Consider the following 25,740-nt stretch of genomic DNA (forward strand, 5'->3'; position numbering starts at 1 on the left):
GCCTCAAGTCAGTGGGATTGACTGATCATCGTGCGGATCTTGTTGGCCAGCAGGTCGATGGAAAACGGTTTGGCGACCATGTCCATGCCGTCCTCAAGGAAACCCTGGCGTTCGGCGGCGATTTCCGCATAGCCGGTCATGAACAGCACTTTGAGCCCAGGCCGATGCTGGCGGGCGATTTCCGCCAGCTGCCGGCCGTTCATACCCGGCAAGCCGACATCGGTCACCAACAGGTCAATGCGCCGGTCAGACTCGAGCACTGGCAGCGCGCTCCTGGCATCTTCGGCTTCGTACGCGCGATAACCCAGCTCGTTGAGCAGGTCCATGACCAGCATGCGCACCGCCGCATCGTCTTCGACCAGCACCACCGCTTCACCGGCAATCGCCGCCGGCGCCTGGTTGACCACCGGCGTCAGGACGTCTTCAACCGGTACGCAAAGCAGGCGCGGCAGGTACAACCGCACGCTGGTGCCGCGGTCTGGAAGGCTGAACAGACTGACATGACCGCCCGATTGTTGGGCAAAGCCATAGATCATCGACAAGCCCAGTCCCGTACCTTGGCCGATGGGCTTGGTGGTGAAGAACGGGTCGAAGGCCTTGGCCAATACCGAGGGCGTCATGCCGATGCCGTTGTCGCTGACGGCAATCATCACGTAGTCGCCAGCCTTGACCGGTTCCAGGGTGGTGATGTCGCTGCCATCGAGGTAGACATTGGCAGTTTCGATCTGCAATTCGCCGCCATCGGGCATCGCATCGCGGGCGTTGATGACCAGGTTCAACAGGGCGTTTTCCAGCTGGCTGACGTCGGTGTTGACCTGCCACAGGTTATCCGCCAGACGCAGCTTGAGTTCGATGTGATCGCCGGTGGTGCGGCTGAGCAGGTCTTCCAGGGAGTGGATCAGTTCGTTGGCGTTCAACGGCTTGCGATTGAGCGACTGGCGCCGCGAGAACGCCAGCAGGCGATGGGTGAGGGCGGCAGCACGGTTGGCCGAGGACACGGCAGCTTCTGTGAAGCGTCCGATTTCGTCAGTGCGGCCTTCGGCAATGTAGCGTTGCATCAGGTCGAGGCTGCCAATGATGCCAGTGAGCATGTTGTTGAAGTCATGGGCGATGCCGCCGGTGAGCTGGCCAACCGCTTCCATTTTTTGCGCGTGACGCAGGGCGTCTTCCGCACGCTCACGTTCGAACATCTCGTTTTGCAGGCGCTCGTTGGCTTCTGCCAGTTGCTGGGTGCGGGCGCTGACCCGTTCTTCAAGGGTTTCGTTGAGATTGCGCAGGGCTTCTTCGGTTTGCTTACGCTCGGTTTCATCGATGACGAAGATGTAGAAACCGTTGACCGCGCCGTCTGCACCGTGACGCGGCAAGTAGTTCATCAGGGCATGGCGCAGGCTGCCGTCACGGTGTGGCGTGCTGATGCTGAAACAGCAGGGCTTGCCGGACAGGGCCTGGACTATATAGGGCGCGCGCAACGCGTAGGCGTCCTCTCCGAGCACTTCGAGAATGCTGCGCCCATAGAGTTCCTGGGGCGTGTAGCCATACCAGTTGAGGTAAGCGGAGTTGTTCAGGCGAAAGCGTTCTTCGCGGTCCACGTAACTGATCAGGATCGGCATCGCGTTGATGATCAGCTGCAGTTCGGTCTGGCTCTGGCGCAAGGCTTGCTCGGTGCTCTTGCGTTCGGTCAGGTCCAGGGCTGCACCGAGGAAGCGGATCGGCCGCCCGTGATGGTCCTTGTAGCAACGGCCGCGGGCGAATACCCAGCGGATCTGCCCGTCGGATTGCAGCAAACGGTATTCCTCGGCGTACTCGGTGCCGTGGGTGATGCAGTGCTTGATACTGCGGGCGATCATCGCCCGGTCTTCCGGGTGCACGCCGTGCAGATACTCGCTGATGGGTAATTGACCGGCCCTGGCCAGGTCGATGCCATGTAACTGAGCGAAATGCGCATCGGCAATGAAACGATCCTCGGCAATGTCCCAGTCCCAGGTGCCGACGGCGTCCGTGGCGGCGAGGGCCAGTTGCAGGCGCTCTTCGGTTTCGCGCTGGGCCTTGAGGCTGGCGGCCGAACGTTGTTCGAGCTCCAGGGCGATGCGTCGGCGCTCGTTGGTCTCAATGGCCGTGACGAGGATGCCGGCGACCTGGGCATTTTCATCGCGAATGGGGCTGTAGGTCAGGTCGAGCCAGAAGTCGGCATCGCCACCGTCGCGCTGCAGGGTAAAGCGTTGCTCACTGTAGGTGCGCACCTGGCCTTGCAGGACGGCGCTGTAGATCGGGTCGGTAAAGTCCTTGAGCTCCGGCCAGGTCAGGTGGGCTGGTTGTCCGAATGCCTGCGGATGCTTGTTGCCAGCCAGCAGGGCGAAGCCGTCGTTGTAGATCTGCGTCAGCTGTGGTCCCCACAGCAATAGCATCGGCATGGGCGAGTGAATCACGATGTCGACGGCGGTGCGCAGACTTTGCGGCCAGTTGCCCGCATCGCCCAACGGGCTGGCGGCCCAGTCAATTCGGGCTATCAGGGCCTGGGCATCGCTGGCGGTGGGTGGTGCGTTCATCGCTGAGTCCTGCACAAAAAATCGCTTGGGCTGGGGCTATTCTTGCACAGGTGGCAGAGGCTCGCTGAGTCCGGGGCTTGAGCGGTCAGTGTGGGAGCGAGCTTGCTCGCGAAAGCGCAGTGCCAGTCGACATATCTGTTGAATGTTCCTCCCTCATCGCGAGCAAGCTCGCTCCCACAGGTTTTCGTGGCGCTTCAGGTGTTGAGTTCGGGCCTGTTACGGAACTGCTCCAGCGCTTCGGGATTGGCCAGCGCATCGGTGTTTTTCACCGGTAACCCGTGCACCACATTGCGCACCGCCAGTTCCACGACCTTGCCGCTGATGGTTCGCGGAATGTCCGTCACCGCGACAATCTTCGCCGGCACATGCCGTGGCGTGGTGTGGCTGCGAATGACCTGGCGAATCTGCTGTTGCAGGGTTTCGTCCAGCTTGATGCCTTCGCTTAAACGCACGAACAGCACCACGCGCACGTCATCCTGCCACTGCTGGCCGATGGCGACGCAGTCGAGCACCTCGGAGACTTTCTCCACCTGCCGATAGATCTCCGCGGTACCGATACGCACGCCGCCGGGATTAAGCACCGCGTCGGAACGCCCGTGAATCATCATCGCCCCATGGGGCAACTGTTCGGCATAGTCGCCTTGCGCCCACACGCCGGGGAACTGACTGAAATACGAGGCACGGAGTTTTTCCCCGGCGGGATCGTTCCACAGGCCGATCGGCATCGCCGGGAAGTGCCGGATGCAAACCAGTTCACCTTTTTCACCGATCACCCCGTGGCCGTCGTCGTTCCACACTTCGACCGCCATGCCCAGGCTCTTGCCCTGGATTTCGCCACGCCGTACTGCTTGCAGCGGATTGCCGTTGACGAAGCACGAGACGATATCGGTGCCACCGGACATCGACGCCAGGCACAGATCGTTTTTCACATCGCGATAGACGTAGTCATAACTCTGCGGCGACAGCGCGGAGCCGGTGCACAGCAAGGTTTTCAGGCTGCTCAGGTCATGGCTTTGCCGAGGTTTCACGCCGCTGCTTTCCAGGGTCGCGAGGAATTTGGGGCTGGTGCCGAACACGCTGATGGCTTCGTCGTCGATCAGGTCGATCAGGCGTTGCGCATCGGGCTCGAAGGGCGAGCCGTCATACAGCACCACGCTACTGCCCACGGCCAGCGCCGAGACCAGCCAGTTCCACATCATCCAGCCGCAGGTGGTGTAGTAGAACAGCCGCGAGCCAGGGCCGAGATCGACATGCAGGCCGTGCTCCTTGACGTGTTGCAGCAGCACGCCGCCGGTGCTGTGGATGATGCACTTGGGCACACCGGTGGTGCCGCTGGAATAGAGGATGTACAGCGGGTGGTCGAAGGGCACCGGGGTGAAATCCGGTTCGCCGCCGGGCTCGTAGAAGTCGTCCCACAGCGTGACGTTGGCCGTGGTGTGGAAGTCGACGATGTGTGCCTGAGGGCGTGCGTAGGGCACTACGATCAATTGTTGCAGCGATGGCAGCCGCTGCAGAATCTCGTTGATCTTGGCGGTCTGATCGATGTCTTTGTCGGCGTAGCGGTAACCGGCGCAGGTCACCAGCACCTTGGGTTCGATCTGACCGAAACGGTCGACCACGCCCTGGGTGCCGAAATCCGGCGAAGAACAGGACCAGACCGCCCCGAGACTGGTGGTGGCGAGCATGGCCACCAGGGTCTGCCAGGTGTTGGGCATGCAGGCGGCAACCCGGTCGCCGAGGCCGACACCGGCGGCGATCAGGCTGTGCTGGAAACCGGCGACCTGTTCGGCCAGTTCCGCCCAGCTCAGGTGTTCGCGCTGGCCGTTTTCGCCAATGGCGATCACTGCGATTGCGTCGTCGCGGCGATGCAGCAAGTGTTCGGCGAAGTTCAGGGTGGCGCCGGGAAACCACTGCGCGCTGGGCATCTCGCTGCCTTCGAGCAGCACTGTATCGGCTTGTTCATGGAAGCGGATGTCGAAGAAGTCGACGATGGCCTGCCAGAAGTCCGGGCGTTGCTCGATGGACCACTGGTGCAGGGCGGGGTAGTCATCGATCTTGAGATGATGACGCTGATTGACGAAGCGCCGGAAGGCTTCCATGCGGCTCTTGCTGATGCGCTCGGCACTGGGTTGCCACTGTACTTCGGACATAAGGTGCCTCTTCTTATGAATGCACTCGGTCTGTTTTTTGTGGCGAGGGAGCTTGCTCCCGTTCGGCTGCGAGGCAGGCGCAAATCCGGCTGATTCGGTGTGTTTGATCATCACCGACCCAGGTCATAGGGCGGCTTCGCCACCCAACGGGAGCAAGCTCCCTCGCCACAAAGTTTTAACGTCTGATCACTGAGCCAGCCACCCACCATCCACATTCCACGCCGCACCACGCACCTGGCTGCCGGCCTCGCTGCACAGGAACAGCACCAGCTCACCCAGGTGCGTCGGCGTGACGAACTCCAGAGACGGCTGCTTTTCCGCCAGCAGATCATGCTGCGCCTGCTGCGGATCGATGCCACTGGCGGCGCGGTCATCGATCTGCTTCTGCACCAGCGGCGTCAGCACCCAGCCAGGGCAAATGGCGTTGCAGGTGACATTGCTGGTGGCGTTTTCCAGGGCAACCACTTTGGTCAGGCCGATGACCCCATGCTTGGCGGCCACGTAAGCCACTTTACCGACCGAACCCACCAGACCGTGCACCGAGGCAATGTTGATGACCCGGCCCCAGCCCTTGGCGCGCATGCCAGCCAGACTCAAGCGCGTGCTGTGGAACACCGACGACAGGTTGATGGCGATGATCGAGTCCCAGCGCTCCACGGGAAACTCATCCACGCTGGCGACGTGCTGGATGCCAGCGTTATTGACCAGGATGTCGACACCACCGAACTCGCGCTCGGCATAGGCGATCATGTCGGCGATCTGCGCCGGGTCGCTGACATCGGCCGGGTGATGGCCGACCTTGCCGCCAAACTGCGCGACTTCGGCAATCACCTTGGACGCATCGCCAAAGCCGTTGAGGATCAGGTTGGCGCCGGCCTTGGCCAGGCACATAGCGATGCCCAGGCCGATGCCGCTGGTGGAGCCGGTGACCAATGCAGTCTTGCCGGAAAGAGTCGTCATGAATACCTCACACAATGCCGGTGGCGTAGAAGGTGCCGATCACCACGAAAACCGCCAGGGTCTTGATCAGCGTAATACAGAAAATGTCTTTATAGGCTTCGCGGTGGGTCAAGCCGGTGACCGCGAGCAGGGTGATCACCGCGCCGTTGTGCGGCAGGGTGTCCATACCGCCGCTGGCCATGGCCGCCACCCGATGCAGGACTTCCAGTGGAATGTTGGCCGCATGGGCGGCGCTGATGAACTGTTCGGACATCGCCGCCAGCGCGATGCTCATGCCCCCCGACGCAGACCCGGTGATGCCGGCCAGCAGGGTGACGGTGATCGCTTCGTTGACCAGCGGATTGGGGATGCTCTTGAGCCAGTCGGCCAGTACCAGGAAGCCCGGCAAGGACGCAATCACCGCGCCGAAGCCGTATTCCGAAGCGGTGTTCATCGCCGCCAGCAACGCGCCGCTGACCGCACTTTTACTGCCCTCGGCGAGTTTGCTGCGAATCGCCTGGAAGCCGAACACCAGCACCATGAGGATGCCGACCAGTAGCGCCGCCTGCACCGCCCAGATCGCCGTGAGCTTGGCGATCTCGGTCGTTACCGGCGCGGCCATGCCCGGCAGCGCCAGGCTGTGGGTCTTGCCGTACCACTGCGGAATCCACTGGGTGAACAGCAGGTTCATGATGCCCACCGCCAGCAACGGCGACAGCGCCAGCCAAGGGTTGGGCAGCTTGAGATCGGCGGCGGTTTCCGGCTCATTGCGCAGCTCGGTGCCGTAACCTTCACCGGCGCGCTGGGCTTTATTGCGCTGGCGCTGCAGGAACAGCATGCCGGCGCAGAACACGAAAATCGTGCCGATCAGGCCCAGCCATGGCGCGGCCCAGGCGGTGGTGTTGAAGAAGGTGCTGGGGATGATGTTCTGGATCTGCGGGGTGCCGGGTAGGGCGTCCATGGTGAACGAAAAGGCGCCGAGGGCAATGGTCGCCGGGATCAGGCGCTTGGGGATGTTGCTCTGGCGGAACATCTCGGCGGCAAACGGGTACACCGCGAACACCACCACGAACAGCGATACGCCGCCGTAGGTCAACAGGGCACAGACCAGCACGATCACCAGCATCGCCTGACGGGTACCGAGCAGGCGAATCGCCGCAGCGACGATCGAGCGGGAGAAGCCCGACAGTTCGATCAACTTGCCGAACACCGCGCCGAGCAGGAACACCGGAAAATACAGCTTGATGAAACCGACCATTTTCTCCATGAAAACCCCGGTGAAAGCAGGGGCGACGGCGGAAGGGTCGGTCAGCAGGACCGCACCAAGGGCGGCAATCGGGGCAAATAGAATCACGCTGTAGCCACGGTAGGCAGCCAGCATCAGCAGCGCGAGGGCTGCCAAGGCAATGATCACACTCATGGTGTGTCTCTCCTGGGTTGTTATTTTTGTATAGGTGAAATCTGGTAGGGAGTGCTGTTAGCGAGTTTCGTGCCAGAGCTATAACTGATTGAAATATAAGGAAATGTTTATGCTGGATGGATAAAGATTGAGAATGCCGTCTCTATTTTGAGACGTTTGCTGTCAGGACTGGCCGTTTCGCGAGCAGGCTCGCTCCCACAGGTTTAGCGGAGTTACTTGAAAAGCGCGGCCTCTGTGGGAACGAGCCTGCCCGAGAAGAGGCAAGTTCTACCAAAAGAGATGTGTGTCCCTCTATTGAGACTCTGCAATCCCCAGCGCCACCATCTTCTTGTACAAAGTGGAGCGTCCCAGCCCCAACCGCGCCGCCGCCTCAATCACTTTCCCCCCACATTGCGCGAGGGTGGTTTCAATCAGATGTCGGTCAAAGCGCTCTCGCGCCGCGCTGAAGGTTTCCTGGGTCAAGGGCTCGATGGCCTGCGGTGTCATGCGCGCCACGGGTGTGAAGGTGCCGATGGCCCCACGAATATCCGCCGCCGTCAGGCGCAGGTCATCACTGAGCAGCGCTGCACGTTCCAGCACGTTGCGCAGTTCGCGGATGTTGCCCGGCCAGGCGTGTTGCCCGAGCAGCACCAAGGCTTCGTGATGCAATTCATGCTGGCTGCGCAGTTCCTCGAGAATGGCTTCGCTGAGCGCCGGCACGTCGTCAAGACGCTCGCGTAACGGCGGCACCTGGATTGGCAGCACATTGAGACGGTAGTAAAGATCGGCGCGAAATTCGCCGCGCTTGATCGCCGCTTCAAGGTCAGTGGACGTCGCAGCGATCACCCGCACATCGCTCTGGATCACTTCGTTGGAGCCCACTGGCTCGAATTCCTTTTCCTGCAACACCCGCAGCAGTTTGCTTTGCAGTGGCAGCGGCATGTCGCCGATTTCATCGAGAAACAGGGTGCCGCCCTGGGCAATCTGCAATTTGCCGGCGCGACCCTTGCGATCGGCGCCAGTGAAGGCGCCAGGCGCGGTACCGAAGAACTCGGCTTCCAGCAATGACTCGGGAATCGCCGCGCTGTTGACGCTGACAAACGTCTTGTGCGCCCGTGGCGAGGCATTGTGTATGGCTTGCGCGAGCAGCTCCTTGCCCGTTCCGGTTTCTCCGAGCAACAACACCGGTGACTCGGTGCTGGCGCTGCGGCGTGCCCGGCGTTTGACCTCCAGGCTGGCGGCACTGGTACCGATGAAGTGGGCGAAGTTGTATCGGGTCTGGCGCGCTCGCAACAGCGAACGGGTAGAGGCGAGTTCTTCCTGCATGCTCATGTAGCGCTTGAGCATCGGTGACAGGCTGCGCAATTCATCGAACAGCGCAAAGCCGATGGCACCGATCACCACGCCGGCATCGTCATGAATGGGCAGGCGCATGACCACCAGCGGTTCCTTGGGTGTGTCCTGCATGTCGAGCAGGATCGGACGGCCGGTGCGCACCACTTCGCGCAACAAGCTGCCGGGGATCACGCTTTCGCAGGGCTTGCCGATGGCACTTTCGGCGGATTCCAGACCAAAGCGCCGGGCGTAGCGCTCGTTCATCCAGACGATGTTGGCGTCGCGGTCGACAATCACCGTGCCCTCACTCGATTGCTCGATGATCTCGAACAGTGAGCGGATCGCCAGCAGGCGCACGCGCTGGTAGTCCTTGAGGCTTTCGGTGGTGTTCATCGATTCTGATCCTGAATGTATATTGCTTTTGCCGGCGCCATCGCTCCGCCTGAAGGCAAGCGATTATGCCTGCCCCAACAGCGCCGCCGCCAACAGCTCCTTGGTGTAGGGATGCTGCGGTGAATCGAACACGTCATGACTGGCGCCACGCTCGACTACTTTGCCGTCCTTGACCACGATCATGTCGTGGGCGAGGGCGCGGACCACCGCCAGGTCGTGGCTGATGAACAGGTAGGTCAAACCGTGTTTTTCCTGAAGCTGGCGCAGCAGGGCGACGACCTGTTTCTGCACGGTACGGTCCAGCGCGGAGGTCGGTTCATCGAGCAGGATCAACGCCGGTTTCAACACCAACGCCCGGGCGATCGCAATGCGCTGGCGCTGGCCGCCGGAAAATTCGTGGGGGTAGCGATGACGGCTCTGCGGGTCCAGGCCGACTTCTTCCAGGGCGCGGATCACTTCGGCGTTGCATTCATCGGCGTTCAATTGGCGATGGACCTCCAGGCCTTCGCTGATGATCTGCGCTACCGACATGCGCGGGCTGAGGCTGCCGAACGGGTCCTGGAACACCACCTGCATTTTCTTGCGCCACGGGCGTAGTTGTTTCTGCGTCAAACCGTCCAGCGCCTGACCCTGAAAACGGATGCTGCCTTTGGAGTCGAGCAGCCGCAGGATCGCCTGACCCAGGGTGGACTTGCCTGACCCCGATTCGCCAACGATGCCCAGGGTCTTGCCGCGCTGAATGTTCAGGCTGATACCGTCGACGGCCTGCAACCAGGTCTTGCGTTGGAACAAACCGCCGCCGACCGGGAAACGCACCTGCAGATCGTCCACTTCCAGCACGTTTTCACGCTCGTCCCGGGGCAGGGCTTCACCTTCGGGTTCGGCGTTCAACAGGACGCAGCTGTAAGGGTGCTTCGGCTCGGTAAACAGCGTTTCGCAGGGTGCCTGTTCGACGATCTCCCCGGCCTTCATCACGCACACCCGCTGGGCGATGCTGCGCACTAGGTTGAGGTCGTGGCTGATCAGCAGCAGTGACATGCCGAGGCGTTGTTGCAGGGACTTGAGCAGCAGAAGGATCTTGCGTTGCACCGTCACGTCCAGCGCCGTGGTCGGCTCATCGGCGATCAGCAGCTCGGGCTCGCAGGCCAGGGCCATGGCAATCATCACCCGCTGGCGCTGGCCGCCGGACAACTGATGGGGGTAGGCCTTGAGGCGTTCTTCGGGCTTCTGGATACCGACCAGATGCAGCAGCTCGAGGATCCGCGCCTGGGCGGCCTTGCCCGCCAATCCCCGATGCACCAGCAGGGTTTCGCCGATCTGCTTTTCAATGCTGTGCAGCGGATTGAGCGAGGTCATCGGCTCCTGAAAAATCATCGCGATGCGGTTGCCGCGCAATTGCCTCAATTTGCTGGCGTCGGCACCCACCAGTTCCTGGCCGCGATAGCGAATGCTGCCGGTGGTTTCGGTGCCGCTCTCGGGCAGCAGTTGCAGGATGGAGTGGGCGGTCACCGACTTGCCCGAGCCGGACTCGCCGACCAAAGCCAGGCACTCGCCGGGGCGGATGTCCAGGCACAGGTTGCGCACCACGGTCTGGCCACTGAAGGCGACGCTGAGGTCGCGGATTTCGATCAGGTTGGTCATCTCAGGCGTCCGCGTCACGATCTCGGGTCATAAGCATCGCGCAAGGCTTCGCCGATGAACACCAGTAGGGAAAGAATCAGCGCCAGGGTGAAGAACGCCGTGAGGCCGAGCCAGGGTGCTTGCAGGTTCTGCTTGCCCTGGCCGATCAGTTCACCCAGTGAGGCGCTGCCCGCCGGCATGCCGAAACCGAGGAAATCCAGCGCCGTCAGGGTCGAGATGGCACCTGTCAGGATGAAGGGCAGGTAGCTCAAAGTCGCGTTCATGGCGTTGGGCAGGATATGCCGGACGATGACTTTGCGGTCGGTCAGGCCCAATGCGCGAGCGGCCTTGACGTATTCCAGGTTGCGCCCGCGCAGGAACTCGGCGCGCACCACGTCCACCAATGCCAGCCAGGAAAACAGCGCCATGATGCCCAGCAGCCACCAGAAATTCGGTTCGACGAAACCGGACAGAATGATCAGCAGGTACAACACCGGCAACCCGGACCAGACTTCCAGCAGGCGCTGTCCGAGCAGGTCCACCCAGCCACCGTAGTAGCCTTGCAACGCCCCGGCGGCGATGCCGATCAGGGCGCTGACAAAGGTCAGCATCAAGGCAAACAGGATCGACACCCGCGCGCCGAAAATCACCCGGGCAAGGACGTCCCGCGCCTGATCGTCGGTGCCGAGCCAGTTCACGCTCGTGGGCGGGCTGGGCGCTGGCTGGTTCAAGTCGTAATTGGGCGTGTCGTCACTGAACGGGATCGGCGGAAACAGCAGCCAGCCGCCGTCCTTCTTGATCAGCTTCTGCACGTAGTCACTGCGATAGTCGGCCTGGAACGGCAGTTGCCCGCCAAATTCCTGCTCGGTGTAGCGTTTGAACGCCGGGAAATACAACGAGCCCTGGTAACTGACAATCAAGGGTTTGTCGTTGGCGATCAGTTCGCCGCCCAGGGTCAGGGCAAACAGGCCGATGAACAGCCACAGCGACCACCAGCCCCGGCGGTTTTTCTTGAAGCGCTCGAAGCGTCGACGCGCCAATGGGGAAAGCTTGAACATCAGGCGTTCCTCGCGGCGAAGTCGATGCGCGGGTCGACCAGGGTGTAGCAGAGGTCGCCCACCAGTTTTATCAGCAGCCCGAACAGGGTGAAGATGAACAGCGAGCCGAACACCACCGGATAATCACGGGATACCGCCGCTTCATAACTCATGCGTCCCAGGCCATCGAGGGAGAAGATCACTTCGATCAGCAAGGATCCGGCGAAAAACACGCTGATGAACGCCTGGGGAATGCCCGACACCACCAGCAGCATGGCATTGCGAAACACGTGGCCGTACAGCACACGCCGTTCACTCAGGCCTTTGGCCCTTGCGGTGACCACGTATTGGCGAGTGATTTCATTGAGGAAGGAGTTCTTGGTCAGGATGGTCAGCGTGGCGAACCCGCCGATCACCAGCGCCGTCACCGGCAACACCAGGTGCCAGAAGTAGTCGGCGACCTTGCCCAGGGTCGACAGTGAGTCGAAGTTGTCCGACACCAGCCCACGCACCGGAAACCAATTGAGTGAGGTCCCGCCGGCGAACACCACGATCAGGAACATGGCGAACAGGAACGCCGGCATCGCATAGCCGATGATGATGGCGGTGCTGCTCCAGATGTCGAAATGACTGCCGTGATGCACCGCTTTGCGAATGCCCAGGGGAATCGATACCAGGTAAGTAATCAGGGTCGCCCAGAGCCCGAGGGAAATGGTCACGGGCATTTTCTGCAGGATCAGGTCAGTGACCGTGGCACCGCGGAAAAAGCTCTTGCCGAAATCCAGGCGCGCGTAGCTGGTGAGCATCAACCAAAGGCGCTCGTGTGCCGGTTTGTCGAAGCCGTACTGTTTTTCGATGTCCTTGATCAGTTGTGGATCGAGGCCACGGCTGGCCCGTGAGGTGGTGCTCGAAGTTTCCGCCGAGCCACCGCTGACGGAGGCGCCGCCAATACCTTGCAGGTGCGCGATGGCTTGCTCGACCGGACCACCGGGAGCCGCCTGGACGATGACGAAATTGACCAGCAGGATGATCACCAGCGTCGGGATGATCAGCAGCAGACGCCGCAGTATGTAAGCCCACATCAATGCGGTCCTCCGGGTTTGCCACGGCTGATGCGTTCTGCCGTCATCTGCTGATTGGTCAGCGGCGTGGTGCTCATTTCCCACCAGCTCTCGATGGCCTCGTCATTGCTGGCCTGCACGTTCGGGATACCGAAACGGTTCCACCAGACCGTCGAAGTGCCCGGCGGGTAGTAATTGGGAATCCAGTAGTAGTTCCACTGCAGGACGCGATCCAGGGCATGGGCATAACGCAACATCTCGACCTGGGTAGTGGCGCGCACCAGGCCGGTGATCAGGGTGTCGACGGCCGGGTTTTTCAGGACCATGTAGTTGTTGGCGCCCGGGTCGGTGGCCGAGGCCGAGCCGAAGTAGTTGAACAGTTCACTACCCGGCGAAGTGGTGACCGGGTAGCCAGTGACGATCATGTCGTAGTCGCGACTCATCAGGCGGTTGACGTATTGGGACGAGTCGATGCGGCGGATGTTCATGTCGATGCCGATCTGTTTCAGCGTGCGTTTGTAGGGCAGCAACAGACGGTCCATGCCGTTCTGGCTGACCAGGAAAGTGAAGTTCAGCGGTTCGCCTTCGGCATTCACCAGTTGGTCGCCATCGGGTTTCCAGCCGGCCTGTTCGAGGAGGGCCAGGGCTTGCAGCTGTTTGTCGCGAATCACGCCGCTGCCGTCGGTCTTCGGCGCCTGGAACACTTGGGTGAAAACCTCGTCCGGAATCTGCCCACGCAGCGGTTCAAGAATCTTCAGTTCATCAGCGTCAGGCAGCTGCCGGGCCGCCAGCTCGGTGTTGGAGAAGTAGCTTTGCTGGCGGATGTACATGTTGCGCATCATCTGCCGGTTGCTCCACTCGAAGTCCCACAGCATCACCAGCGCCTGGCGAACCCGGCGGTCCTGGAATATCGGGTTTTGCAGATTGAACACAAAACCCTGGGCCGGTTGCGGGGCTTCGGTGGCCAGGTGGGCCTTTTGCAGGCGACCGTCGGCGAGCGCCGGGCTGTCGTAGCCGATGGAGTAGCCGGTGGCGGAAAACTCGCGGTTGTAATCGTAGGCGCCGCCGCGCAGCACCTGACGCGCCACGTCGGTGTCACCGAAATATTCGATGCTGAAATGGTCGAAGTTGTACAGGCCGCGGCTGACCGGCAAGTCCTTGCCCCACCAGTCGGGGTTGCGCTCGAAGGTGATGCTGCGCCCCGAGTCGACCTTGCTGACCCGGTACGGCCCACTGCCCAGGGGCGCTTCATAGCCACCGCCACCGGCAAAATCGCGGCTCTTCCACCAGTGCTCGGGGAATACCGGCAGGGTCGCGATATCGAGGGGCAGGGTGCGGTTTTCATTGCTTTTGAAGTCGAAGCGAACCGTCAGTGGCGACTCGACGACGACGCCTTTGACGTCGGCAAACTGGGTGCGATAGCGCAGGCTGCCCTGGGTCATCAGCAGGTCGAAGGTGTAGCGGACGTCTTCGGCGGTAATCGGCGTGCCGTCGGCGAAACGTGCCTTGGGGTTGAGGTAGAAGCGCAGGAACAGACCGTCCTCGGAACGCTCCATCTTTTCGGCCACCAGACCGTAGACGGTGTAAGGCTCGTCCAGCGAACGCTGGGCCAAGGGAGAGTAAAGCAGGCCGTCGACCTGGCTTACGCCGATGCCTTTGTCGATGTAGGGCAGGACATGGTCGAACTGACCGATTTCGATGGCCGAGCGGCGCATCGTGCCACCTTTGGGGGCTTGCGGGTTGGTGTAGGCGAAGTGACTGAAACCGGCAGGGTATCTGGCCGGTTCGCCGTAAACGGTCAACGCATGCTGCGGTTGCGCATTCACACCGGTGGCAGTCAACAGCAGGGCCAGGGCCGTGAACAATAAAGTAGGGAAAGCCAGTCGCATTGTCAGCCTTAGAGCCGGGTGGTCGATAACGACAATTTGTACGCTAGCGGCGCGTCCCTTGCCAGCCGCATGCGCACCGCAAACACAACGGCCCACCAAAAGGCGGGCCGTTGTCAGCAAAGCTCAGGCGTCGATCAGTCCTGACGGCTGGTCACTTCCAGCAGGTGATAGCCAAACTGGGTCTTGACCGGGCCTTGCACGACGTTGATCGGTGCGCTGAAGACCACGGTGTCGAACTCCTTGACCATCTGGCCAGGACCGAACGAACCCAGATCACCGCCCTGACGGCTGGACGGGCAGGTGGAGTTTGCCTTGGCAACTTCGGCGAAGTCCGCGCCACCTTCGATTTGCGCCTTGAGTTCGTTGCACTTGGCTTCGCTGGCAACCAGGATGTGACGGGCAGTGGCTTTGGCCATGGGGAAATACTCCTTTCAATGTTCGGTAAAGTGCTGAGCCTACCGGATTCAGTGAGTCATTTCTTCTCAAAGTTCAGATCCGCGGGTGATCCCGACAGGGTGCGGGCTACAGGCCGGCTTTTTTCAGGCGTTCAGCATGCTGTACATAGAGGTCCACCGGGTCGATACCGGCACGAATCTGACCGGCTGGCTGGCTGAGGGTATCCAGGTGATCCATGGCGTAGTCGGAGCGGATGACCGTGCCCAGATGGGAACTGAAGCGGCCTACCATGCCGTCGTTTTGCTCCGGTTCAGTGATGAAGTAACGCGACAGTGCCCGGCAAAAAGCGTGAAAGGGATCCAGTGCATTGAGTTTTTCCTGGAGTGTGTTCGTTCGCAGGACCCCGCTCCAGGAATAGTAGCGGACGCCATTGACCAGCTCGCGACCTTTGCCGCCCCAGGTGCTTGGCAATCCCTGGGGGTGTTTTTCATTGAAAGCGCCAACACCTTCAGTGGTCAGCGAATCCAGTGCGGCGATGGCGTTTTGCGGTTGGTAACGATTGTCGCTGAGCAGCGCGAGGAAGTCGGCGAACAGCGTCACCACCGTTTCCGCCACCATTTCCGGCAGATGCCCGGGTTTCAATGCTTTGCGCACGAAGTCGGCAAGTTCCGAGCCGTGATTCGGCCCGCTGACCGAGGTGACCGATGCGACGCTGCGTGGCGCCACCGCGGCGGCATAACGTATGGCCAGGGCACCTTGGCTATGACCGATCAGGTTGACTTTGCTGGCGCCGGTGCCTTGCAGCACCCGCTCGATTTGCGCAAGGAGTTGCTCCCCGCGGGTTTCATTGTCATGGGTTGCCGACAGTTGCGGCACGAATACCCTTGCGCCGGCGTTTCTGAGGGCTTGGCGGATGTCATGGAAGAGTTCGAATTTGCCGATCCGGTCAAATCCGAACAGGCCATGGACCAACAGGATCGGGTAACAAGTGTTTGCATTCCTTTGCATGTTCGTACCTTTTCACAGAAGTTCGCGGGGGGATATTGCGCTTCACTCTAAATCACCGAGTGCTGGACGCGATGCCTGAAAAGTCCGCTGGTCGCTGTTGAAAAGGGAGTAAAGCCAGTATGAATAGGCGGCGTGTTTTGCAGTTCTTTTCCGGGATGAATGATCTATTACGGTTCGTCAAACCCGGGTAAAAGGTCTTGCCCCTCAACGCCTTGTGCTCAGTGCGAGCCAAGGCGTTGGCGTCGTGCGGCGGCGATCAGGCGTCCTGCTGTTTGCGCAGTTTCGATACAGCCTGGCGCAACATCTGCTCTGTCGCGCTCCAACCCAGGCAACCGTCCGTTACCGAGACCCCATACTTCAAGGTCGGGCCCAGGGATTGGCAGCCTTCGAACAAGTGACTTTCGATCATCATGCCGATCAACGAGCGATCACCTTGCAGGCGTTGTTCGAGCACGTCGTTGAACACCGCCGGTTGGCGCAGGGGATCCTTGCCGCTGTTGGCGTGACTGCAATCGACCATGATCCGTGCCGGGATCTTCAGCTTGATCAAGTCGTTGTTCACCTGGGCCACATGGGCGCGGTCGTAGTTCGGACCGCGATGACCGCCGCGCAGCACCAGATGGGTGTCGGCATTTCCGGGCGTCTGGATGATCGCCGGATGCCCTTGGCTGTCGACACCGAAATGGCGATGGGGATGGGCTGCGGAGCGCATCGCATCGCTGGCCACGCCGACACCGCCATCGGTGCCGTTCTTGAAACCGACCGGCATGCCAAGCCCACTGGCCATTTCCCGGTGGATCTGCGATTCCGTGGTGCGCGCGCCAATGGCGACCCAGCTCAGCAGATCGTCGAAGTAGCCGGCGGCCATCGGTTGCAGCAGCTCCGTGGCGACCGGCAGACCCAGTTGGAGCATTTGCCGCATCAAATCCCGTGACAGTGTCAGGCCGCCGGCCATGTCATCGCTGCCATCCAGGTGCGGGTCGTAGGCCAGGCCTTTCCAGCCGACCGTGGTGCGCGGTTTTTCGACGTAGGCACGCATCACCAGCAGCATCTGATCGCTGACTTCACTGGCCAGGCGGGCAAGATTGCCGGCGTATTCAAGGGCTGATTGCGGGTCGTGAATCGAGCAGGGGCCGACGATCACCAGCAGACGGGAATCTTCACCGTTGAGGATCGCGCGGACGGCTGCGCGGTGGGCATGGACTTGCTGGGCAAGAGCGGGCGTGAGGGGCAATTGCTGCTTGAGCTGCAAGGCACTGGGCAGACGCAGGGTCAGCGCTTCGTTGGCAGGGCTCAAGGTGGACAGCGGCAGTGCGGAGACGGACGAGTTCATATTCAGGTTTCCTGGGCGGATGGCGGGTTCAGGCCCGCGCGTTCGGCCCTATTGGGGTGTTCGACAATTGGCCGGATTGGCTACGTGTGTGTGCTTGCCACCTGTGGGTGACCGATCGGAGGCGGCAGGCTGTCCCGAGCGGAGGGTGGTAAATCGCCAGGCGGAAAAACTGTCGTAACGGTAATAAGTGCTGTAGTTCATTGCGGTAATCCTCTGAATGTCTGGTGTGTTGCTGAAAATTCGGCGCTGAAAAAACAAAACCCCCGGTCGGGAGGCCGACCGGGGGTTGAGAATTCTCTGGTGGCGACCCGTTTAAAGTGGGCGCCGTGTGGGTATCAGGCGCGCCAGTGGCTAAACCAATACCCAAAATAAAAGCTGGCTGGGGCATTAACGTCATTCACCCGGGCAGCCGCCAGCGAGCGCAATGCGCTGCAAGTACGAGGCTGTTGAAGGGTGTTGAACATGGTCTGTCTCCGATGAATGGTCCGAGCTTACTAGAGGCCGGTACAAGGATTCAATCGGAAAATGCTATTGAGGAGAACAACAGGCTCTATCCCTTGAGTGCGCCAAATGTTGTGACACACTCCACCGCTGCACCCATCACCACGCCGTCACAAGGACGCTCCATGAAGCCGCTGATCATCGCCGCTGCTCAATCAACCGCCATAGCCGGGGACCTGGCAGGCAACATCGCCAGGCATCAACACTTCATGAGGCACGCTGCGGAGCAGGGAGTGCAACTGCTGGTGTTCCCGGAATTGTCGCTGACGGGCTATGAACGCGAGCTTGCGGGTGAGTTGGCCGTGTCCCCGCACGACAGTGTGTTGCAGCCGCTGCGCGATGTAGCCCGGGAGACGGGGGTGACCGCAGTCGTCGGCATGCCGATTCGCCTGTCAGTCGATACGCCGGTGCTGATCGGTGCGCTGGTATTGGCGGCCGATGGCTCGCTCGCGGTTTACAGCAAACAGCACTTGCACCCCGGGGAAGAAGTCGCGTTTGCGCCAGGGAACGGCGGCGATCCACTGACGATCGGCAGCGACACCATTGCCCTGGCGGTATGCGCCGACTTTTCCCACGCCAGTCATGCCGCAGCGGCGGCAATCTCAGGTGCCAGCATCTATGCCGCTGGCGTGTTGATCACGCCCAACGGCTATACACCGGACACGGCTTTGCTCCAGGGATACGCCGTCGAGCACGGGATGGTCGTACTGATGGCCAACCACGGTGGTACAACGGGAGGCTGGGCGTCGGCCGGCGGCAGTGCAATCTGGGCCCCCGATGGCTCCCTGATCGCGCAGACTGCCGGTACCGGCGACTTCATCGTGATTGCCCGGCGTAACGCGCACGGCTGGAGCGGGCAAACTTTGGGCGTTGAGGTGCCGCAATGAGCGTCGAATGGCGCTTGGCGACACCAGACGACCTGGCATTCGCCCGCGATCTGACCTGCCAGACCATGCTGCGTTATTACATCCAGCATGATTTGTTGTGGCAGGACGAGGCGTTTGATGTGGCCTGGGACGGGCGCGAAAACCGGCTGATAACTGACGGCAATCATTTGTTGGGTTATGTCAGCCTCAGCCGAGATGCCAGGGCGCTGTATATCCGTGAACTGCATGTGGTCGAGGCGTATCGCGGGCAAGGCGTCGGGTCCTGGGCCATCGATCAGGTGCTGGCCATTGCCTGTCGGGAACGGCGCCCGGCGTTGCGCCTGACGGTATTTGAAGATAACCCGGCGCAGGCCTTGTACCGACGCAAGGGGCTGCAAGTGGTGGGCAAGGACGAGTGTTTCCTGAGGATGCAGCTCGATATCGATCCGGCTCATGCGGCTGAAACACGTATGCGGCAAGCCTTTCAAGATGAATTGAAACTTTTTATCTGATCCTTTCCGCTAGGTCTGTCACAAGCTTTTTGCTAAGGTGTCAGGCAAGCCAATAAGACCATATCACGAGGTGTCTGCTTGATTAGGGTGCTAGTAGTCGATGACCATGATCTCGTTCGTACAGGCATTACACGCATGCTGGCCGACATTGATGGCCTGCAGGTGGTCGGCCAGGCCGAATCGGGTGAAGAGTCCCTGATCAAGGCGCGTGAGCTCAAGCCCGATGTGGTGTTGATGGACGTCAAGATGCCGGGTATCGGCGGTCTCGAGGCCACGCGTAAATTATTGCGCAGTCATCCGGACATCAAGGTCGTGGCGGTGACGGTCTGCGAAGAAGACCCGTTTCCTACCCGGTTGTTGCAAGCCGGTGCGGCAGGTTATCTCACCAAAGGCGCCGGTTTGCCGGAAATGGTCCAGGCCATTCGCCTGGTGTTTGCCGGTCAACGCTACATCAGCCCGCAGATCGCACAGCAGCTGGCGATCAAATCCTTCCAGCCGACCAACGATTCACCCTTCGATGCCTTGTCGGAGCGAGAGATCCAGATCGCGCTGATGATTGTCGGTTGCCAGAAAGTGCAGATCATTTCCGACAAACTTTGCCTGTCACCGAAAACCGTGAACACCTACCGTTACCGCATTTTCGAAAAGCTTTCGATCAGCAGTGATGTTGAGCTGACACTGCTGGCGGTTCGTCATGGCATGGTCGACGCCAGCCTCTGAAAATGACCGAAATCTTTGATCCGAGCGCCTTTCTGTCGACCGTCAGCGGTCGCCCAGGCGTGTACCGCATGTTCGATAGCGACGCGCGGCTGCTTTACGTCGGCAAGGCGAAGAACCTCAAGAATCGCCTGTCGAGCTACTTCCGCAAGACTGGCCTTGCGCCGAAAACCGCCGCACTGGTGGCGCGCATCGCCCAGGTCGAAACGACCATCACCGCCAATGAAACCGAGGCCTTGCTGCTTGAGCAGACGCTGATCAAGGAATGGCGGCCGCCCTACAATATTCTGTTGCGCGACGATAAGTCGTATCCGTACGTGTATCTGTCGGACGGCGACTTCCCGCGCTTGAGCATCCATCGCGGGGCGAAGAAGGGCAAGGGCAAGTATTTCGGTCCTTACCCCAGCGCCGGTGCGATTCGCGAAAGCCTCAGCCTGCTGCAAAAGACCTTCTTCGTTCGCCAGTGCGAGGACAGCTACTACAAGAACCGCACCCGGCCGTGCCTGCAGTATCAGATCAAGCGCTGCAAGGCGCCTTGTGTTGGCCTGGTCGCGCCCGAGGTGTACGCCGAAGACGTGCGGCACTCGGTGATGTTCCTTGAAGGGCGCAGCAACGCCTTGACCGACGAACTGTCGGCGGGCATGGAGGAGGCTGCGGTCAACCTCGAATTCGAGAGGGCTGCCGAACTGCGTGACCAGATTGCACTGCTGCGTCGGGTCCAGGACCAGCAGAGCATGGAAGGCGGCACCGGTGACGTCGATGTGATCGCCGCGTTCGTCAACCCGGGCGGCGCCTGCGTGCATCTCATCAGCGTGCGTGGCGGGCGAGTGCTGGGCAGCAAGAACTTCTTTCCGCAGGTGGGCATCGAGGAAGACGTGTCCGAGGTCATGGCCGCGTTCCTCGGGCAATATTACGTCAGCAGCCCGGAACGCGACCTGCCCAGCGAATTGATCGTCAACGTGGTGCACGACGACTTCCCGACCCTGATCGCCGCCATCGATGAACTGCGCGGGCGAGAACTGAGTATCAGCCATCGAGTGCGCGGCACGCGGGCGCGCTGGCAGCAACTGGCCGTGACCAACGCCGAGCAGGCACTGGGCGCACGCCTGGCCAACCGTCAGCACGTTGCTGCGCGTTTCGATGCGCTGGCCGAAGTGCTGAACCTCGACGAGCCGCCGCAGCGTCTGGAGTGCTACGACATCAGCCACTCCAGTGGTGAAGCGACCGTGGCGTCCTGTGTGGTTTTTGGGCCGGAAGGGCCGATCAAATCCGACTACCGTCGCTACAACATCGAAGGCGTGACGGCTGGCGACGATTACGCCGCTATGCACCAGGCCCTGACCCGTCGTTTCAGCAAGTTGAAAGACGGCGAGGGCAAGCTGCCGGACATCCTGCTGGTGGACGGCGGCAAGGGCCAGCTGTCCATGGCACGGGACGTGCTCAACGAGCTGGCCGTGCCCGACCTGATTTTGCTGGGCGTCGCCAAAGGTGCAACACGCAAGGCCGGTTTCGAGACACTGTATCTCAACGATGCCGCCCACGAGTTCACCTTGCGCGGTGATTCGCCCGCCTTGCATTTGATCCAGCAGATTCGCGACGAAGCTCACCGTTTTGCCATTACCGGGCACCGTGCCCGTCGCGGAAAAACCCGCCGCACGTCTACACTGGAGGGCGTCGCCGGCGTCGGACCGACACGTCGACGGGATCTGTTGAAACATTTTGGTGGATTGCAGGAGCTGTCTCGTGCCAGCATCGAAGAAATCGCCAAAGCCCCCGGGATCAGTAAAAAGCTCGCAGAGTTGATTTATGCAAATCTGCACAGCGAGTAGAATGCCCCCTCACCTCGTAGCCAGTTGTGCCGATGAATATCCCTAATCTGATTACCGTTCTACGCGTCCTGCTCATACCGATCTTCATTTTACTGTTCTACCTGCCGTACCAATGGAGCTACATGGCCTCCGCCTCGGTCTTCGCATTCGCTGCCGCTACGGACTGGCTCGACGGCTATCTGGCTCGCCGCCTGGAGCAAAGCACGCCGTTCGGGGCTTTTCTCGATCCGGTGGCCGACAAGCTGATGGTCGCCGTTGCCCTGGTCTTGCTGGTACAGGAGCATGGCAACCTGTGGCTGACGCTGCCCGCTGCGGTCATCATCGGTCGCGAGATCGTGGTGTCCGCGCTGCGTGAATGGATGGCCGAACTCGGCGCCCGTGCACACGTTGCCGTGTCGAACCTGGGCAAATGGAAAACTGCGGCGCAGATGCTGGCGTTGGTCATCCTGCTGGCCAATCCATCCGACTTCAGTTTCTGGGTATTGCTTGGCTATACGTTGCTGATGATCTCGGCAGGGCTGACGCTGTGGTCCATGGTCCAGTACTTGCGGGCTGCGTGGCCGCATCTGAAGACCGACGTTGAAAAGAAATAAACTTTTTTGAATCAAGGGGTTGACGTACCTTCTGGATTCTATAGAATGCGCATCACCAAGCGGGAATAGCTCAGTTGGTAGAGCACGACCTTGCCAAGGTCGGGGTCGCGAGTTCGAGTCTCGTTTCCCGCTCCAAATATCGATCTACAGAGTTCCAAGGAATCCTTTAGATCATCGAAAAAAGACGCTTCGGCGTCTTTTTTCGTTTCAGTACGATTCGTCAAAATCCATCCTCAACCACGAATTTCAAGTACATCGAATTCGGGTAGTGGTCACAGCGGGTTTTGCACGGAACGCCCCAGGCCGGCATCGACATACATCTCCTCGAACTTGCGAGACGGCAGATGTACTGATGGCCTTGATCCATACCGCCTTTGCCTGGCAAATCCCTCCGGTATAAATGACACCCTCCAGGACATGGATGGCCTCGCGCTGGACTCAAAACAGCCGGGCCATGGCACTTCCGCATCCATTGACGAGGGAGGCAAGCTCATCTCCTTGGGTCTTTCTCGGCCATCAGCCTCAATACTGCGCGCGAGACGGGGCAAGGCCCTTGATTGTTCAGGGTGCCGTCCTCGATTCCAGGTCCAGGTCGGCGGGCCACTGCACTTTGGGAGCCAGGCGGCGCGCAAGGTTGAAGCTCACGTCCTCGTTGTTCCAGTCCCGGGGCGGGCGGGGAAAGGTGGGCAGGGCTTGTGGGCCTTGCTGCATGAACAGCTGGGCCATGGCCCAGTACATTTCGCCCTGCTGAAAATCGTGGGCGAAATGAAAGCGTTCGGTGACCTGGTTGGTACCGGGTTTGACCACAGCCATGGTCACCGTTTCGATGAGACCGCCGGTGCCCATGGCGCCGTACACGCTGCAAGCTTCGGCGCGCAGGTCATCCCAATCGTAGACTTCGGCTCGCGTGCCCCAAGCGCTGCGACTGAATAACCTCAGGCCGTCATGGCGGAAGCGATAGACATAGACTTTGCGGCGGGCGCGATTAAAACGGATGGGCTCGTCGCGAGGGCCTGCAACGTCCATGCGCCAAAAGTAAGTTCCGAGCCATATAGTAAAACCTATCGTGCTTAGTACAACGATTATGATTAACAGGGGTGTAGAGACTGGAGAACTGGATTCGACCATTATCAGGAAAACGGAGAGATATACCGTCATTGCAAATATGGATATTGCGCATAAAACGCCAACTCCACGCATTCTCAACGTGGCGCGCGCCAGTTCGAGATACACGTCGTCAACATGATTGGGTGGGTTCGAGAGTACGGGAGGATACGGTTCAGTGGAGGGAGCCTCGTTCGGCCCCGGTAGATCGTACTTCCAGCCAGGAACGGGTTTGGAGAGTAGCGGTGTTGTGAATATCATCAGGGTAGCTCCAGTTGAAGGGGAGAGCTGTATGTAACCTTTGGCTCGTCGAGCGGGCAGCAGGCAACCCATAGGCAGACACACAGTTGGTGACGACCAGCAATGATCGCCATGGAAAAGCAGGCTGATGAGTACGCCATGTGGGCCATCGGCTGAGGTTCACAAGCTGTCCATCAAGATGAGCTCTGCATAGGCATCGTCAATATCGCGATCGGGCCAGTAGGTCACCGACAAGGTCGCCGTTTCAATGTTGTGCCGGCGGGTGTCGGGCAACAGTACAATGGCGCCCTTGATGTCCTTGACTTGCAAGGTACGGGCGTCGGCCAACGGGACGGTGCGTACTTCCTGCGTGGGTACGACGCTGTCGGTTCGATAGTCGGACTTGTTCGGGCGTTTGCCGGTGCATGCATGTGGTTACAACTGGCTGGACTCCAATAAGCAGGCCGCGTTAAGGCTTGCCGAGCGCATCGATGAGCTGATGCGCCAATACGGCCGCAATTGTCAGCAAGTGATTCTGGTCACCCACTCCATGGGTGGATTGGTGGCGCGGCGATGCGCGCAATTGCCCGGCATGGCCGACAAAATTGCCGGTGTCGTGCACGGGGTAATGCCTGCCACAGGGGCGCCGGTTGCTTATCGCCGTTGCAAGGTAGGCATGAGCGATGAAGACCCCATTGCCGGTGCGGTGATTGGTCCGAGTGGCCAGGAAGTAACCGCCGTTTTCGCGCAGGCGCCGGGTGCGCTGCAGTTGTTGCCCACGCAAGATTACGCCCCTGGTTGGCTGAGACTGATCGACGATCAGGGCGCTTCGGCGATGCCACGTCAGCCTGTGAAAGACCCCTACGAAGAGATCTATTTGCGCCGTGATCGATGGTGGGGGTTGTTGCGAGAGGAATGGTTGGCGCCGAAGGATGGGGATCCGATCACGTGGAAGGATTTCGCAGATAACATCGGAAGTGCAAAAGATTTTCATCAGAGTATTGCGGGCTCATATCACCCTCAAACCTACGTCTACTACGGCAGCGACGATAACCACCGCAGCTTCGAATCCATCACCTGGCAAATGCGGCGTGGCTCTAGCCTCAATGGCCCCCACGCCTCACGCCCTGATGCCTTCACAGTGTCGAGCTTGCAGATGCATGAGGTCCGCGACAGCGGACGCAGCCCGTTGTACGTGGGCGGCAGGGCCGAGGCCGTGCCCCCGTCCCGTGGCGATCCCGATGCACCCGTCAGGACCGTGCAGACCAGTCACTGGGAATTGCATTGCCAAATGCAGGATGGCGCCGGCGACGGCACCGTCCCGGTGAGTTCGGGCAGTGCGCCGATGAAGCGTGCGCGTTATGGCGAAGTCCGCCAGCAGATCAAGGCAACCGGCTTCGATCATGAAGCCTCCTATGCCAGTCCGCTAGCGCAGCATTTCACCCTCTATTCCCTTATCAAAATAGCGGCGAAAGCCAAGAGGCCCCTATGCGCCAGTTGAGTATTTTTTTTGCAGGCCTGGTGCTGGCTTCACTCGCCGGCTGTGCCGCCTTCAAACAACCCAGCGAACTGGAGAAACACAACGTGAGCGAAATGACTACCCACATGCGCACCTGGGCGCTGGGCCGTGGCTTGATCGACTTGCCTGCCAACTGGACGGGTGGCGGCGATGTGAAGTTGTACTACGGGCTGGGTGCCGATCACTCATCGGTAGAGGTGCGGGTATTGGGGGAGGGCGTGACACAGGAGCGGTTTGATGCAGCTTTGGATGAGCGGGCGCGTCGAATTGCGGCGGTCAAAAACGATGAAATGAACAATATACCGATGCTGGTTTCTGTGAAGCGTACTTCACCCCGGGAAAAGCTATTGCAGTACTACAAACAAACAACGCGTCGTCAAACGTTTGCACATGAACTTCACATGCTGATCGATGACGCCTACGTCATGCTCAGCGCCGTGTCCTACGAAGGCGATACAGCCCCTGTAGAGGCGCAACTGTTAAAACTCTCCAAGGAAATCTTCAAGGTCAGCGCTCCCGAGAATGCAGGCGCGGGCTTCGCATTGGGCCCCATCGTGATCCGAAGTCATCACGATCAGGAAATCGCCAGCTTCGCTTTTAGTCCCCCAGCGTCTGATGTATTGCTTCAGGTCTATATCAACGCCTTATCACCGGACGATGAAGAGCCACTGAGTGTTCGTACTAAAAAAGACACGCAAATATTTCTCGCCGGCGATTATGAAAACCTGCGACTCGGGCCAGTTACATTGGCCG

20 protein-coding genes, 1 tRNA gene and 1 pseudogene are annotated in these 25,740 nt (G+C 60.3%); 8 read left to right on the forward strand and 14 right to left on the reverse strand.

The genetic code is table 11. The features are described 5' to 3' along the window. Nucleotides 1-8: 8 nt before the first annotated feature. The 12 genes from EIY72_RS09585 to EIY72_RS09640 all read right to left on the reverse strand — a co-directional run bounded on the left by EIY72_RS09585 (nt 9) and on the right by EIY72_RS09640 (nt 17,106). Nucleotides 9-2,546, reverse strand: a complete 2,538-nt coding sequence (locus EIY72_RS09585; protein ID WP_093219428.1) for a PAS domain-containing hybrid sensor histidine kinase/response regulator — start codon at nt 2,544-2,546, stop codon at nt 9-11. A 194-nt stretch (nt 2,547-2,740) separates the two neighbouring features. After that, the gene (locus EIY72_RS09590) at nt 2,741-4,696 is read right to left on the reverse strand and encodes an acetoacetate--CoA ligase (RefSeq protein WP_093219432.1); all 1,956 of its coding nucleotides are present in this window, start codon (nt 4,694-4,696) and stop codon (nt 2,741-2,743) included. Nucleotides 4,697-4,882: 186 nt separating this feature from the next. After that, nucleotides 4,883-5,656, reverse strand: coding sequence for a 3-hydroxybutyrate dehydrogenase (gene hbdH, locus EIY72_RS09595; RefSeq protein WP_093219435.1), 774 nt, complete (start codon nt 5,654-5,656; stop codon nt 4,883-4,885). A gap of 7 nt (nt 5,657-5,663) precedes the next feature. Then, on the reverse strand, nt 5,664-7,055 hold the full coding sequence (locus EIY72_RS09600) for a GntP family permease (protein WP_093219440.1): 1,392 nt from the start codon (nt 7,053-7,055) through the stop codon (nt 5,664-5,666). Between the two features lie 291 nt (nt 7,056-7,346). Further along, nucleotides 7,347-8,762 (reverse strand): sigma-54 interaction domain-containing protein, encoded by a 1,416-nt coding sequence (locus EIY72_RS09605; protein ID WP_093219444.1) that lies wholly within the window; start codon nt 8,760-8,762, stop codon nt 7,347-7,349. Nucleotides 8,763-8,825: 63 nt separating this feature from the next. Continuing rightward, nucleotides 8,826-10,403, reverse strand: coding sequence for an ABC transporter ATP-binding protein (locus tag EIY72_RS09610; protein ID WP_093219449.1), 1,578 nt, complete (start codon nt 10,401-10,403; stop codon nt 8,826-8,828). Between the two features lie 14 nt (nt 10,404-10,417). Further along, nucleotides 10,418-11,440 carry an ABC transporter permease gene (locus tag EIY72_RS09615; RefSeq protein ID WP_093219453.1) on the reverse strand — a complete coding sequence of 341 codons (1,023 nt, stop codon included), beginning with the start codon at nt 11,438-11,440 and terminating at the stop codon, nt 10,418-10,420. After that, the gene (locus tag EIY72_RS09620; RefSeq protein ID WP_093219457.1) at nt 11,440-12,501 is read right to left on the reverse strand and encodes a microcin C ABC transporter permease YejB; all 1,062 of its coding nucleotides are present in this window, start codon (nt 12,499-12,501) and stop codon (nt 11,440-11,442) included. The genes EIY72_RS09615 and EIY72_RS09620 overlap by 1 nt, the downstream gene beginning before the upstream one ends. Then, nucleotides 12,501-14,369, reverse strand: a complete 1,869-nt coding sequence (locus EIY72_RS09625) for an extracellular solute-binding protein (protein WP_093219462.1) — start codon at nt 14,367-14,369, stop codon at nt 12,501-12,503. The genes EIY72_RS09620 and EIY72_RS09625 overlap by 1 nt, the downstream gene beginning before the upstream one ends. Nucleotides 14,370-14,503: 134 nt before the next feature. Next, nucleotides 14,504-14,785, reverse strand: coding sequence for a peptidylprolyl isomerase (locus EIY72_RS09630; protein WP_008150918.1), 282 nt, complete (start codon nt 14,783-14,785; stop codon nt 14,504-14,506). 106 nt (nt 14,786-14,891) lie between these two features. Then, nucleotides 14,892-15,773 (reverse strand): esterase/lipase family protein, encoded by an 882-nt coding sequence (locus EIY72_RS09635; protein ID WP_093219467.1) that lies wholly within the window; start codon nt 15,771-15,773, stop codon nt 14,892-14,894. Nucleotides 15,774-16,029: 256 nt separating this feature from the next. Continuing rightward, the gene (locus tag EIY72_RS09640; RefSeq protein ID WP_093219471.1) at nt 16,030-17,106 is read right to left on the reverse strand and encodes a 3-deoxy-7-phosphoheptulonate synthase; all 1,077 of its coding nucleotides are present in this window, start codon (nt 17,104-17,106) and stop codon (nt 16,030-16,032) included. A gap of 626 nt (nt 17,107-17,732) precedes the next feature. On the opposite strand from EIY72_RS09640, the gene EIY72_RS09645 reads away from it, so the two are divergent. The 6 genes from EIY72_RS09645 to EIY72_RS09670 all read left to right on the forward strand — a co-directional run bounded on the left by EIY72_RS09645 (nt 17,733) and on the right by EIY72_RS09670 (nt 22,259). Continuing rightward, nucleotides 17,733-18,494 carry a carbon-nitrogen hydrolase family protein gene (locus tag EIY72_RS09645; RefSeq protein ID WP_093219474.1) on the forward strand — a complete coding sequence of 254 codons (762 nt, stop codon included), beginning with the start codon at nt 17,733-17,735 and terminating at the stop codon, nt 18,492-18,494. After that, nucleotides 18,491-18,985, forward strand: a complete 495-nt coding sequence (locus EIY72_RS09650) for a GNAT family N-acetyltransferase (protein ID WP_093219477.1) — start codon at nt 18,491-18,493, stop codon at nt 18,983-18,985. The genes EIY72_RS09645 and EIY72_RS09650 overlap by 4 nt, the downstream gene beginning before the upstream one ends. Before the next feature lie 78 nt (nt 18,986-19,063). After that, nucleotides 19,064-19,705 carry a response regulator transcription factor GacA gene (gene gacA, locus EIY72_RS09655; protein WP_032829778.1) on the forward strand — a complete coding sequence of 214 codons (642 nt, stop codon included), beginning with the start codon at nt 19,064-19,066 and terminating at the stop codon, nt 19,703-19,705. A gap of 2 nt (nt 19,706-19,707) precedes the next feature. Beyond that, nucleotides 19,708-21,531, forward strand: coding sequence for an excinuclease ABC subunit UvrC (gene uvrC / locus EIY72_RS09660; protein WP_093219481.1), 1,824 nt, complete (start codon nt 19,708-19,710; stop codon nt 21,529-21,531). 32 nt (nt 21,532-21,563) lie between these two features. Further along, nucleotides 21,564-22,124: a CDP-diacylglycerol--glycerol-3-phosphate 3-phosphatidyltransferase gene (gene pgsA / locus EIY72_RS09665; RefSeq protein WP_093219484.1), complete on the forward strand. Its 561-nt coding sequence runs from the start codon at nt 21,564-21,566 to the stop codon at nt 22,122-22,124. Nucleotides 22,125-22,183: 59 nt separating this feature from the next. Next, nucleotides 22,184-22,259, forward strand: a tRNA-Gly gene (locus tag EIY72_RS09670). Nucleotides 22,260-22,685: 426 nt separating this feature from the next. Here the strand turns inward: EIY72_RS09670 and EIY72_RS30240 are convergent. Continuing rightward, nucleotides 22,686-23,561, reverse strand: coding sequence for a DUF6708 domain-containing protein (locus tag EIY72_RS30240; protein WP_306664137.1), 876 nt, complete (start codon nt 23,559-23,561; stop codon nt 22,686-22,688). 87 nt (nt 23,562-23,648) lie between these two features. Continuing rightward, a complete protein-coding gene (locus EIY72_RS29890) occupies nt 23,649-23,816 on the reverse strand; it encodes a hypothetical protein (RefSeq protein ID WP_157720935.1) in 168 nt (55 codons plus the stop codon). 55 nt (nt 23,817-23,871) lie between these two features. On the opposite strand from EIY72_RS29890, the gene EIY72_RS09680 reads away from it, so the two are divergent. Continuing rightward, complete coding sequence (locus tag EIY72_RS09680) at nt 23,872-24,969, forward strand: esterase/lipase family protein (protein ID WP_231985551.1); 1,098 nt, start codon at nt 23,872-23,874, stop codon at nt 24,967-24,969. After that, nucleotides 24,957-25,740 (forward strand): annotated as a pseudogene (locus EIY72_RS09685) (T6SS immunity protein Tli4 family protein); the annotation flags it as partial. The gene EIY72_RS09680 and the pseudogene EIY72_RS09685, both read left to right, overlap by 13 nt.

The organism is Pseudomonas vancouverensis (assembly GCF_004348895.1).
Taxonomy (GTDB): domain Bacteria; phylum Pseudomonadota; class Gammaproteobacteria; order Pseudomonadales; family Pseudomonadaceae; genus Aquipseudomonas; species Aquipseudomonas vancouverensis.